Annotated in this window: 9 protein-coding genes; 6 read left to right on the top strand and 3 right to left on the bottom strand. The window is 67.4% G+C overall.

Translation table 11 applies throughout. From position 1 onward, the window contains the following. Positions 1 to 1,103 precede the first annotated feature (1,103 nt). The gene (locus T333_RS22000) at positions 1,104 to 2,048 is read right to left on the bottom strand and encodes a MerR family transcriptional regulator (RefSeq protein WP_496425675.1); all 945 of its coding nucleotides are present in this window, start codon (positions 2,046 to 2,048) and stop codon (positions 1,104 to 1,106) included. 80 nt (positions 2,049 to 2,128) lie between these two features. Here T333_RS22000 and T333_RS21995 point away from each other — a divergent pair, with 80 nt between their 5' ends. Continuing rightward, complete coding sequence (locus tag T333_RS21995) at positions 2,129 to 2,764, top strand: maleylpyruvate isomerase family mycothiol-dependent enzyme (RefSeq protein WP_496425674.1); 636 nt, start codon at positions 2,129 to 2,131, stop codon at positions 2,762 to 2,764. Between the two features lies 1 nt (position 2,765). Here T333_RS21995 and T333_RS21990 read toward each other — a convergent pair whose 3' ends face one another. Continuing rightward, the gene (locus tag T333_RS21990; RefSeq protein ID WP_355002780.1) at positions 2,766 to 3,023 is read right to left on the bottom strand and encodes a three-helix bundle dimerization domain-containing protein; all 258 of its coding nucleotides are present in this window, start codon (positions 3,021 to 3,023) and stop codon (positions 2,766 to 2,768) included. 152 nt (positions 3,024 to 3,175) lie between these two features. Between T333_RS21990 and T333_RS21985 the strand changes: the two genes are divergently transcribed. From T333_RS21985 to T333_RS21965, 5 genes are all read left to right on the top strand, one after another. Further along, positions 3,176 to 3,652, top strand: coding sequence for a nuclear transport factor 2 family protein (locus T333_RS21985; protein ID WP_355002781.1), 477 nt, complete (start codon positions 3,176 to 3,178; stop codon positions 3,650 to 3,652). Positions 3,653 to 3,779: 127 nt separating this feature from the next. Continuing rightward, on the top strand, positions 3,780 to 4,871 hold the full coding sequence (locus T333_RS21980; RefSeq protein ID WP_355002782.1) for a YncE family protein: 1,092 nt from the start codon (positions 3,780 to 3,782) through the stop codon (positions 4,869 to 4,871). Positions 4,872 to 5,121: 250 nt separating this feature from the next. Further along, a complete protein-coding gene (locus tag T333_RS21975; RefSeq protein ID WP_496425673.1) occupies positions 5,122 to 5,298 on the top strand; it encodes a hypothetical protein in 177 nt (58 codons plus the stop codon). Between the two features lie 78 nt (positions 5,299 to 5,376). After that, on the top strand, positions 5,377 to 6,423 hold the full coding sequence (locus tag T333_RS21970) for an aminotransferase class V-fold PLP-dependent enzyme (RefSeq protein ID WP_496425672.1): 1,047 nt from the start codon (positions 5,377 to 5,379) through the stop codon (positions 6,421 to 6,423). A 216-nt stretch (positions 6,424 to 6,639) separates the two neighbouring features. Beyond that, a complete protein-coding gene (locus T333_RS21965; RefSeq protein ID WP_496425671.1) occupies positions 6,640 to 7,656 on the top strand; it encodes an SGNH/GDSL hydrolase family protein in 1,017 nt (338 codons plus the stop codon). 258 nt (positions 7,657 to 7,914) lie between these two features. Here T333_RS21965 and T333_RS21960 read toward each other — a convergent pair whose 3' ends face one another. Next, entirely contained in the window at positions 7,915 to 12,432 is a 4,518-nt protein-coding gene (locus tag T333_RS21960) for a CHAT domain-containing protein (protein WP_496425670.1), read from the bottom strand. Between the last annotated feature and the right edge of the window lie 8 nt (positions 12,433 to 12,440).

Raw genomic sequence — 12,440 nt, 5'->3', positions numbered from 1 at the left:
CTCCTGAATCCGACGTAGTGCCCGCGTCAGTAGGGCCCGTAGGCCATACCCATCATCCGCCATATGTGCCGCCAACCAACATCACGCCAAAGTTGTGACGAGCAACATACGACGACCCTGGTTTGACGTCAATTGCTATGGGCATGCACAAAATTAACCAAAGTTACCGACTGGTAGCTGATTGCTCAGCGAATGATGTTTGCTGAGGTTCGAGATTCGCGTTCGAAAGACTGCGCGAGAGTCGTACCGTGAGCGCGTCTTTCGATGGGTCGCCGGCTCCGGACCAGTCGCCCGCAGCGCAGAGTCGCTGCCGATTAGCTCAAATCGTCTCGGACAGAGAGGGTTTCGGGTCTCGCCAGTTCGCCGTGTAGTCAAATCTTGAATCATCCATCGCAGGGCGCGGTTGGGCGGTGGGAACCATTCGATCTGGCACACAACGATTTTCGACTCGGATCTACAATTCCGATCCGAATGGACCCTGTTCGAACAGTGCGGCCAGGAGAGGCGGCATGGGGGAGGCCGACGAAGGGCTCGAAGTCACCTACCGCCGCTCATCAGCGTGCGCGCGCCCCGCGGACAACACCGGATGTAGCCCCGAATGCGTTGATGGACAACGGACCAGTAGCCGGAGTTGCCAGGCAAGTGGACCCGAAGTCTTTGGCGCGCATAGGCGAAGGGTCGTCGACCGTCGTTCGACAAACGACATCGAGCCCCTTCCGGCCGCACCGGTGGCGAAGATTGACCACGAGTTAGCAGTACCCCGATAGACGGGCAGGACGGCGGCGCTGACCGTCCGCGCGCCAGTGTGCGCCGCGGTGGCCCAGACGCTGCTCGGGTTCCCCTCCGAGGCCCGTCGGCCGATCTCGGCGCTGCCGATGACCGGGCTCCTCGAGTCTCGAAGCCACCGTCACCCACACGACTCCGGCATCGAACTCGCCGAAGCCCTGGCCACGGTCACCGGTCGACCCCGCCCCCGCTCGTACCCCGCGCCATCCGCTCGCGTCGAGGGTGAGCTCGAGCCGCTGGTGCGGGCGTTGTTGGCGCGATCACCCAATGATGGTGCCGAATGGAATCAGCGGCGCGGATCCGCTTCCGTCCGTCTGTCACGAACCATCGGTCGGGCACGCCCACCCGTCGGTGGACACCGATTGACGGAGCGCCTCGAACAGCCAACCATGCGCGCGCCCAGTGCTTATCGGTGTGCCGGTCACCGTTTCGGTCAGCGCCCAGTACCGGTCGATGCGCTGATCCGCGTCCGTGGCGCCGACGAGCAACTGCCGCCGAAAAGCCAGGGTGTCGCACACATCGCGCGCCTCGGCGTGGGCGGCGACGAATCGGTCGATTTCGGCGCCCGGGCGCGGACGATCTCCGGCGGTCAGCACCGCGATCACCGCACCACACGCTTCCCCGACTCCGTCCAGCAGCCCGCGCCGGTCGCGCACGGGACCTGTGCGCCAGATCTGTTGCCGCACAGCTCTATACAGCGCGGGGTCCGCGACCAGCGTGGTCATCTCGGCATAGGCGAGTACCTGCTCCACCCCCGGATCGACGGGCGGCGGCGGGATATCCATCGACACGAGCCCGTCGAACTGCTCCACCGCCATCGGAGCGAGAATTCCACGCCAGAAACGCACCAGCGCGTCGTGGGCGGTCCCGCCGTCCGCGGCGCCCGCCAGCATCGCGAGCGTCGCCTCCCGCTCACCGGGAGCCGCCGCCTCGACCGCACGCAAAGACGCACGCCGCCAAGATAGTTCGCGAAACGAACGCTCCACGACGTCCCGCTCCTCGGCCACCGCATCGTCCAACGACCGGCGTCCGTTCAAGACAGCGCCGATGGCCTCGAGCCCCAGCCCGAGCGCACGCAGCCTGCGGATCGTCGTCACCCGCTCGATCGCCGCGCCCGCCTCGAACAGCCGATGACCACCCGCGCTGCGTCGCGCATCCACCAGCCCCTCGTCGCTGTAGAACCGGACCGTGCGCACGGAAAGCCCCGTCGCTTCGGCCAATTCGCCGATACCGATCTCACGCCGCCGTGTGTCTCCGCTCACAGTCCCTTGAACCTCCACCCGACTGGAGTTCCTACCGTACGCCCGGGCCGAATCCCGGACCCGTACGGAAGGAGAGAACGATGACGGAGGACATCTGGCGCGCCGTCGCCCGCGAGCGCACCGAACTGGCCGAAATGCTCACGGCGCTACCGGAATCCGCGTGGCAGCGACCATCGCTGTGCGCGGGATGGCGGGTCGCGGACGTCGTGGCGCACGTGGTGCTGTCCAGCAGCGCGACCCTCGGCGCGCTTCTGGTGAACTTGGTCCGTGCCCGCGGCGACATCAACCGCCTGACACACGACACCGCCGTCCGGTTCGCCGACAGGTCGAGCCCGCAGGACTTGCTCGCCGAACTCCGCGGCACCATCGATTTCCGCTTCACCCCGGTCGGCACGACTCCCGCCGACCGCCTCATGGACCTGTTGGTGCACGGCCAAGACATCGCCGTCCCGCTCGACCTGCACCGGGAGATGCCCGTAGCCGCCGCGCGCTTCTCGCTGGACCGGGTGTGGACGATGGGTTGGCCGTTCCATGCGCGACGGAAGCTGTCCGGCTACCGCCTCACCGCGACCGACACCGGCTGGCACGCGGGCGCGGGACCGGAAGTCGCCGGACCGGTCTCCGCGCTGCTGCTGCTCGCGACCGGACGCGAAGCGGCCTTGGACCGGCTGACTGGTCCCGGCGTCGCGGGGTTGGCCGCTCGGCTACGAGCGTGACCTACGCCGAGGATTTGGCTTCGGCCAACGCCTGCAGCCATTCCCGGGTGTAGCGCTCGGCGAGCAGGGGCAGGAAGTTGTCGAAGGTGGCGTCGTCGGCGATGTGGTCGTAGGCGGCTTGGAGGAACTGCTCGATGGCGGCGTCGGGCGCGACGCCTTCGAACTCCTTCTCCAGGCGGGCCGCGGCGGTCTGCAGCGCATGCCGCTGGTCGACCGACGGTTCGGCGGGGCGATCGGCGGGCACGGGCGTCTCGGTCACGGCTCCTCCTCGTGACGGGGATGTGCACGGCAGTGGGCGTGGATCGGTTCCGCACCCGCATGTCGGTTACCCATTCGGGGAGCGGGAATCACCCCGGCCACGAATGAGAACACGTTCTTGTCCAGCCGGTCGTGTCGTGCCAGGCTGAGCGGATGGATCTCGCCGCCGTCGAAGCCGTGCGCCAGCTGAAGTACCGGTACTTCCGGACCTTGGATCTCAAGCTCTGGGCGGAGTTCGCCGACACCCTCGCCGTCGACGCGGTCGGGCGGTACGGCACGCACGCGCTCGGCGAGCCGCTCGTCCTGGACGGCCGCGAAGCGATCACCGACTTCATGCGCCAGAACGTCGGACCAGCGATCCTCACCGTGCACATCGCCAACCATCCCGAGATCACCGTCGACGCCGACACCGCGACCGGCTCGTGGGCCTTCGAGGACACCGTCATCGCCACCGAATACGGTGTGTTGATCCGCGGCGCGGGGTATTACTCCGATCGCTACCGCCGCGACGCCGACGGGCGGTGGCGCATCACCGAGACCGGCTACCGGCGGATCTACGAGTCGAGCCAGTCGCTCGCCGACACACCGAGTCACCGACTGCTCAGCAACATGTGGGCCGACAAGGCCTGAGGCGCCTCCGAACAACACCGGAACACGCGAAATCCGGACCAATACGCCCCGGTAGCGCGGCAACCGCTTGCGGCGGCGGCGATTACGCGGAATAGTCCGTTCGGATACCCACCAGAAAGGTCCCACGATGGCAAACCGGTTCCGGCGGCGATCGTCGCGCGCGTTGGCGCTCGCCGCAGCCGCTCTGTCGCTGCTCGCGCCGACCGCCGGGGCCGCCGATACCGGGCCGCTGGCCTACATCCCGGTGGCGGGCGAGGGCACGGTGGTCGTGGTCGACACCTCGACCGACCGGATCGTGGGCCGAGTCGAAGGAGTCGGACCGCAGGCCTCCGCGGTGACGGCCTCGCGGGACGGACAGCACCTCTACGTTCAGGCGTTCAACCCACCGTTCATCGGCGCCGACGACATAGCTGTCATCGACCGCGCCACCGACAGCGTTACCGCCCGCATCCCGATCAGCGGCACCGACGGCATGACGCGACCGATCACCGATCCGGTCCGGGACCTCGTCTACGTCGTCACCGCCCGCCCGTCCATCGACGTGCTGAGCACGACATCCAACACCCTGGTCCGGTCGATGCCGCTGCCGTCGCTCGCGCTCGCCGCCGCCATCGCGCCGGACGGTGAACGCCTCTACGCGGTGTTCGCCGACTCGACCGCGGCCGCGTTCGACCCCGAGAGCGGATTCCAGCTCGGCGAACGCATTCAGATCGACGGCTCGGTGCCCGCCTTCGCCGCGGTATCCCCCGACGGCCGCAAGCTGTACGCGATGAACGCGCTCGGCGACAACGTCTCGGTGATCGACACGGCGTCCTGGCAGCGGCTCGGCGCCATCGCGCTCCCGGCGGGCAGCGCCCCGGTCTCGGGTGCGTTCAGTCCGGACGGCGATCGGCTGCTGGTGGCCACGCCGGGCGCGAACGCGGTCCAGGTCGTCGACGTGGCGGCCGATCGCGTGACGGGCACGGTCCCGGTGGACGCGCCGGTCTCGGTCGGCTTCACCGCCGACGGCACCAAGCTCTACGTGGGCAGCCTCGGGCCGCAGTCCGCACCGGTCGTCTCCCCTATCGCCGGGTTCGATCCGGCCTCGCTGCTTCAGCCCCTCGTGCGGGCGAGCAACCGGCCGAGCTCGGTGATCCCGTTCGACGCGGCCGCGCTGCGGCCCAGCGGATCGCCCATCGCCACCGGCGCGGCCCCCGGCGCGGGCGCCTTCCCGAGCTGAGTCCGCCTCGCCCGGTCGGTCCACGCGGATAGTCTCGTCGGAGACCATCGAAGAGGCGACTTGTGCCCGCTATCCCGCTGATCGGCCGGGACCATCCGGCGGTCGCTGCTGCGGGAAACGGTGGGCGGCGGTCGACGCGCTGACCACCGCGGCGCTGCTCGGTCGCGAGTTCACCGCTCCGGCCCTCGCCGCCACCACCGGCCGCGCCGATTCCACCGACCTGTTGGCGACCGCCGCGCGGGCTCGGCTCATGACCAACGACGAGGACCGCTACGCCTTCGCCCACGACCTGATCCGCGAGACGCCGCTCGCCCGCCTCGGTCCGGCCGAGACCAGGGCGCGGCACACGGCGATCCTCGCGCCCGAACGCCTCCCAGGCCGACTGTGCAACGAGCCGCGGCGGGCACTACTCGTTGACGGGCATTGAAGCTCCCTCGCACAGAACGGTCCACTTTCGGGCTGCTGGCGCTGGACGGAATGGAATCGCCGTCGCATGCTGCACAACATGTCCTCGTTAGCGCCCGATGAATTCCGTTCCGAGACCACCTATCTCAACACCGCCTCGTACGGACTGCCTTCCCGGCGGGCGCTGACCGCGACAGCCGAGGCCAACGCCCGCTGGGCTGCGGGAAGGGGCGGCCCGATGACCGACGACGCGCTGGTGCCGGAATTGCGCGCGAAGTTGGCCAGGCTGCTGACGGGCGCGCACCCGGACCACATCGCGCTCGGCAGCGGCGTCGCGGGGCTCGTCGGTCCGGTGGCCGCCGCGCTGCCACCCGGCGCGGAGGTGTTGCTCGCGACGGGCGAATTCGCCTCGGTGTCCATGGCTTTCGTGCATCGCGGCGATCTGGCGGTGCGGGTGGTTCCGCTGGCGGAGCTGGCCGCGCAGGTGCGACCAGAGACCGCGCTCGTGGCGGTCAGCGCCGTGCAGTCCGCCGACGGCCGGATCACCGATCTAACCGAACTCCGTGCCGCCACCGCGGCCAACGGCGCCCGGCTGCTGGTCGACGCCACCCAGGCCGCCGGTTGGCTACCGCTGAATTTCGCCGACGCCGACTACTGGGTCTGCGCGACCTTCAAATGGCTGATCGGCGCGCGCAGCACAGCGTTCTTCGCCGCCACACCCGAGGCCGCCGCCGACGTGCGTCCGATCGGACCGAGCTGGTACGCGGCCGAGGACCGATGGGCCGAACTCTACGATCCACGCGCGCTGGCCGCCACGACACGCCGCTTCGACGCGACACCCGACTGGCTGGGCGTCGTCGCCGCGTCCGCCGGTCTGAGCCTGATCGAGGAGCTGACCGTCGAGAAGATCAACGCGCACAACCTGGATCTGGCCGACCGTTTCCGTGCGGGCCTCGCCGAGCTCGGCCGGGAACCGGGGCCGGGTCGTTCGGCGATCGTCGTGGTTCCCGGCGCCGCCGATCTCGCGCCGCGGTTGGAGAGGGCGGATGTCGTCGTGTCGGCCAGGGCGCGGGCGTTGCGGTTCGCGTTTCACCTCTACAACGACGAGAGTGACGTGGATCGTGCGCTCGAGGCGCTGGTCATTTGAGCGTATCGCCGCGAGGCGGACTCGATCCCATGCCGGGGCGGCGCACACGAGTCCACCGCCTACTTCCCCGGCCGTACGTGGCGTCCAAGGCGTGGCGCAGCCGGACGCGACGTCCAGGGCGAAGTACAGCCGGACCCGACAACCAAGGCCGGAACACAACCAAACGAGAAGTCCGAGACCCGCGCACAGCCGACAGCGCGCTTAGAGTCTGAGCTCATGAGCGATAGCAGTGCACCTCGTCGGGGCTCGATCTCACCGGTACGTTTCGAGGTCGGCCGCAGGAACGCGGCCGCGGGGAACCTTGAAGCGCGAAGGGGTCTTTCGCGGTTCGCCGCCTCGGTCGCCGCCGCGGCGGCACTGAGCGCCACCACCGGCATCGGCCCCGCGCACGCCGAGCCGGTAGACGCCGGGGCACGCTACGTCGCGCTGGGCGCCTCGTACGCCGCCGGTCCCGGGATCACGCCGGTGCTCGACGAGGGATGCCTGCGCTCGGCCCGCGGCTACCCCGGACAACTCGCCGAAACGCTCGGCCTGGAGCTAGTCGACGTCACCTGTTCCGGCGCCACAACCGCCAACGTCCTGGACGAGCCCCAGCGCCTGCCCAGCGGGCCGGTGATGCCGCCGCAGATCGGCGCGGTCACACCGGACACCGAACTGGTCACGATCACCGTCGGCGGCAACGACCTCGGCCTGATCGGCGGCATGATCGCGCGCAGCTGCGGTCCAGGTCTCGTCGGCGCGCTCCCCGCCGTCTCCTTCCTCGCCTCGGAGCTTTGCGCGAGCGTCCTCGGCGATTCCGCCGAGCCCACCGCAGCCGATTTCGAACGGGTACAAGGATCGATCGCCGATGTCGTGCGCGCCGTCCAGTGGAAAGCGCCGGACGCGACCATCCTGCTCGTCGAATACCTGCCCGTTATGGATCGTGACGCCACGGTCTGCGCGAAAGTGCCCCTCTCCCAATCGGATGCGAAAGCCGCGCGACGCGTCTACGAAGGCCTGGTCGCCGCGTCCCGCGCCGCTGCCCTCGAGACCGGCGCGACGACCGTGGCGGCTCCGAACGCCGACGACCACCATGCCTGCGCCGCGACCCCCTGGACCTACGGCTTCAACAGCCCCCTCGACTCGGACGCACCAGACGTCGGTCTCATCGCCACCATCGCCAGCTCCTACCACCCGAACACGGCGGGCATGAGCGCCGTCGCCGACCAGCTCGCCCACACCCTCGGCAATTGATCGTCGAACTCTGCGGAACTTCAGGTGGACGAACCAGGTTTCCTGACTTCGTTCATCCACCACGACTTCGCGGATCGTCCCGGTCTCCGGCAATCGTCTTCCTGTGCTCGGGGAAGTAATTCTTCCAGGAGAACTTTCCCACAAGCCTTCGTTGATCGCGATCGACCGCGACGACTATCACGCCGAGTACGTCGGTCGACAGGCAGATCATTTTGCACATTGGTGGCGTCGCCGAAAACGACGCCAGGAGTGTCGAATTCAAATCCCGTAGTGATGATGTGCTGCCCACCGGGAGGGGAAGAAGAGGTCGCGCTCGCGTTGGCGGCGGACGGCGTGGTTGAGGGCGGTGGCGGCACCGGCGGTGTCCGGTGGTTCTGTGCCGTTGGCGGTCAGGTGGTGGTAGAACTCCGTTGCGAGTTCGGCTGCGGCTTTGTCGCCGATGTACCAGAGTGTGCCGATGACGTGCCGGAATCCGGCAAGGTGGATAGCAGCGGACAGTTGGATCGTTTCGTCGATCAGCTGCGCGCTGGTTTGGCTGGTGGCACATGCGGAAAGATAGGCGAGTTCCGCGTCGGGCAGGTCCAGTTGCCCGAGCTCGGCCACGGTGAGCGGGGTCTCGGCATGGTCGTGCAGTAGCAACCGGCTGGCCGCGGGATTGACGAAGTCGGGTTCGGCGTGACAGGCGAAGTGCACGATTCGATGCCGAGTCAGGGCGTCGACGACAGTATGGTGCGTGGCTTGTGGGCCGTTCAAAGAGATGTGGTGTGGAAGGAGTTGTCCGAGGGCTTTCCTTTCCTGGTCAACCCAGCGCAACGGCTCGGCCTCGGGGGTGTCGGGCATCGTCACGATCAGTGTGGAGTCGGCCGGGGTGTTCGACGGTGCGGGCCGGGTGCGTGCGTAGTCGAGAGCACGAATGGTGGGTGTGTAGGAACTGACGACATGATCGAGCACCGTCCGGTGTCCGGGGTGGGTGTGGTAACCGGCGGCGTGCAGGGGCAGTTCTTGCAGTGCCCCGATCGGTGACCACCAGATTCTGGTGCGTGGATCCGGTTCGGCTGTCGTACCGAGATGGGTGAGTACGGGTGCGGTGACGGTGTCCCACAGCCACTCCAGGACCTCGTGCAGATGCTGCTGGGCGTCGAGAACGGCCGCGAGATCCGCGCCGTCTTCCGTGGCGAGTAGCCCCTGCCACAGCTTGATGATCTGCTGGTGCACGACGTCGTCGGTCAGTGCCGGTAGCGTGACCACCGCGACCGGGTTCTCGGATGTGTCGGAGACGATCAGTGCCGCGCCATGGTCGGTGCTGCTGTAGACGAGGACGATCGGACCTTGCCCGGCGTGGTGCCTCAGCCAGTCGATGGTGGGTGGTGTCAAGAAGTCGTCGAGACCCGCTGTCGCGCGGATACGCGCGAGCAGCGCCGACCACCGGTCGGATAGAGACGGGTCGAGTCGAGTCGAGTTGGGTGAGTGGTGATCCGGCGCGGCGAGTTCGTGGCGAAGGCGGTCGAACTCGATACCGAGTTCGGGTGCGATGCGATGCAGTTCGCCGAATACTCGGCGGTCGTCGATGACTTCGTTGGTGAACAAGCCACGGCTTTGCTCGATCAATTCGACGGCTCGTTCGGGCTGTCCGGCGGCGACGGTGATGGCGGCGACTTGCGAGGTCATGCCGGTCGATCCCGCGAGGCTGTATTCACGGTCGAGGCGTGACCATTCGCGGGGGGCGAGTTGGGGAAGCAATCCCACCGCGGCTTCGGCCGCGCGCAGCGCAGAGGCGTGGTCCTCGGCCCGGATATCGGCTGACCCGAGCCGCAGGAAAGCCTGCATGCGCAGTGGTGCGGGTGTGGTCGCGCCCTGGGCGACCAACGACAATCTCTGGCGAAGTTCGTGCAGCAATGCCGGGGAGGGAGAGTAGTCGTACAGCAGGTCGAGGGAAGTGGCCAGGTTCAGTTGGTATCCGAGGTGGTAGGGATGGTCGGCGGCGATGGCCGCTGTGGCCGCACGACCACACTCCACGGCCTCGTGTAGGTAGGACGGGTCCGCGGTGTGCCGGAACGCTCGACTCAATGCCATGCCGAGGGTATTGAGTCGCGGTGCGATCACCGACTCCTCGGGTGTGGTCGCGGCGAGTGCTTCTCGTGCGCAATCGATGGCCTCGGCGAGATCGTGCCAGTGTCTTTCGTGCGCGTATTTGTGTTGCAGTCCGAGTCCGAGATTGTGCAGTGCCACAGCGCGATCGGCACGGTTGTGTGGAGCATCCACCGGAACCGCGCGCCGGGCCGCGTCGATGGCATCGTCGATGGGGATGCTGCGCGGTGCCCGCTCGTAGAGGCGCAGCAGCGAAGTCACCACCAGGCTCGAGTACCGGTACCGGCCGGGGTCGTCGTCGGCGGCGGTAGACACCGCCTCGCGGCTGTTGCCGAGCGCCGCGGTCAGAGCCGAGAGATTGCCCCTGGACTCGTATTCCAGCTGGCGCGCCTCGGCCAAGGTGCCGAGCAGCGCGGCTCGGTCACGGTGGGTCGGGGAGGTGATCGACAACGCACGACGGATCGTTCGGATCGCCTCGTCGAGGCTGGGATGGTGCCCGGTGCGTTCGAAGTGCAGCGTCAGCAGGGAACACGACAACAACACATGAGTGGGGTGATCGGGGTGGTCGTGGTGGCTGGTGGCCATGATCCGGCGGCTGACCGTGATTGCTTCCTGGAGCAGTGCTGTGTCTTTGGCCTGAGTAAGAGTGAACAGCGCCCGCAAGGCCTTCGCGAGGTCCGTCCTCGCCATCATCGCGACCATTGGCGAGGCAGCCTGCCGATCAGCTTGCGACACCGCGACACGGATGGTTTCTACGGCTTCCTCGAGCAACGAGATCTGTCGAGTCTGTTCGGCGTGGTTCTTCAGGTTTCTGCCGTGGATCGCCAAGGCAAAGCACTGGTCTAGCGTGTTGTCGGGTAGTTCGGCGACGGCTCGCCGGCTGTGTTCCACCGCCTCGTGTAGCAGCGGTACATGGCGTGTGTGGAAGAACAGAGAAGCCAGTGCTGAGCTCAGCAGCATCAGTTGTCGACCGCGACTCGGTCCCGCAGCGCTGTCGGCGATCACATTGCGTAGCAACGCGATCGCGACGTGGAGTTCAGCGGGTTCACGACTGGTCTCGTAACGCCCGATCAGCTGCGCCGACAAGTGCACGGCCAGTGTGGTGTGCGCGGGGGTTTCGGGTGTGCCGAATCTGTCGGAGCTCTGCTCGGCTCCGAACTGATCGCGGCGGGTGTGTGCGATGGTGTCGATCAGGTGGTGGACGGCGGCGAGGTAGTTCTGCTTGGTCGGGCTGCCGGGCTCGAGCATCACGGTGTCGCGCACGACGATCGACCGGGCACAGGCGATGTCGAAGTCCGCTGTGGCGATACACCATTCGATATCGGCGACCATCGATGACAGCCACAGCCGACCCTTGTCCGTGTCCAGGGGCGGAGGATCGTTACCCTCGGGATGCACGGCCGACAGAGTGCGTGCGATCCACACTCGTGCTTGTTCACCGCGTTGCTCGTGTCTCCAGTGCAGTGTCAGTGCCTGCAGAAGATGTGCTGCGTGATTCCAGTGATGGTGATCGAGCGCGTAGTCCAGATACCGCCGAAACGTCCGCTGGTGTGCGTCGAGCAGGTAGTAGTGGATCTCCGCGCCGTCGTCGGCGATTCCCTGGGCCAGCTCGCCTGCAACGTAGGCGTAGGTATGCATCAGGGCGTATTCGACGATGGTGCGCTGATCATGCCGGTGATCGACGGTCGCCGAGTCGCGCTTCTGGTCGAAGAAGGCCGACAGCGCGGGGTGGATGCTGAACAGCCGGGCCTCGAGTTCGGTCGCGAATCCGGCACGGACGGCCTCATCGAGAGCAGTCAGCCACGCATCGGTGCCGATACCGCGAAACACGGTGGGTAGCCGAGAATCGGATGCGCTGAACACAGACATCAGATCCGCGTCGAGGACATCGTCGACCAGGCGCGCCAGGCTTAGAAGCCGACGACTGAATTCGGGTAGCCGGTGAGCGGCGAACTCCGCGCATGCGGGGACAGAGTCCTCGACCGTGTGCGATGCGCCCGAGCGGATCTCGTCGAGAATGCGTTCGGCCGGTGTGTGCGGCAATTGCGCCGCGAGCAGCCGGAGCGCGAGGGGGTTTCCCTCGCAGTGGTGGACCAGTCCCTCCCATCCAACAGGTTCGGGTTGGCGGTCGTCCGCGCGAAGTCTCGCGAGGTACGCGCGCGCCTCGGCGACGGTGAATCCGGGAACATGCACCCGCTCGACCGCGGTGCCGAGCCAGTGCTCGCGGTGATGGCTGGTAATCAGCACGGTGGCCTGCGCGGTCGCGAGATCGGCCAGGAATGCGCGCAAGGCGAGGTGATCGGGGTGGGGGGCTTCGGGATCGACACCGAGGCCTTCGAACCCGTCGAGAATCACTAGTGTTCGGCGCTGGCGCAGCAGGATGGTCACTGCGGCGGTGCGCTGGCGCATGCTGAGTCCGGCGAACGCGAGGCTATAGCTCCGTCGGCCGATGTGGGTGATGATCTGTCCCAGATCGTCGCCGCCGGTAGGGTTTTCGATCGAATGCCAGATGACGTGATCCGCACCGACGCGCGTGTTGTTCATGCATCGACGTGTGTATTGCTGCGCGAGGACGGTCTTGCCGGTTCCGGCCGCTCCATGGAGCACGACGACCGCGCTGCGGTCTCGCGCGGTTTCGATTGCATCGAGGAGCGATCGGCGTTCGACACCGCCGGTGTCAGAATTCATCTCCGGCG

This window comes from Nocardia sp. CNS-044, assembly GCF_059570515.1.
This window is presented reverse-complemented; position numbering and strand designations above follow the sequence as displayed.

Bases quoted from the DNA above. Each gene is read 5' to 3' on its own strand.
- T333_RS21965 (WP_496425671.1), top strand. From the start codon at position 6,640: ATGAGCGATAGCAGTGCACCTCGTCGGGGCTCGATCTCACCGGTACGT.
- T333_RS21985 (WP_355002781.1), top strand. From the start codon at position 3,176: ATGGATCTCGCCGCCGTCGAAGCCGTGCGCCAGCTGAAGTACCGGTAC.
- T333_RS21970 (WP_496425672.1), top strand. From the start codon at position 5,377: ATGTCCTCGTTAGCGCCCGATGAATTCCGTTCCGAGACCACCTATCTC.
- T333_RS21975 (WP_496425673.1), top strand. From the start codon at position 5,122: ATGACCAACGACGAGGACCGCTACGCCTTCGCCCACGACCTGATCCGC.
- T333_RS21995 (WP_496425674.1), top strand. From the start codon at position 2,129: ATGACGGAGGACATCTGGCGCGCCGTCGCCCGCGAGCGCACCGAACTG.
- T333_RS21980 (WP_355002782.1), top strand. From the start codon at position 3,780: ATGGCAAACCGGTTCCGGCGGCGATCGTCGCGCGCGTTGGCGCTCGCC.
- T333_RS21960 (WP_496425670.1), bottom strand. From the start codon at position 12,432: ATGAATTCTGACACCGGCGGTGTCGAACGCCGATCGCTCCTCGATGCA.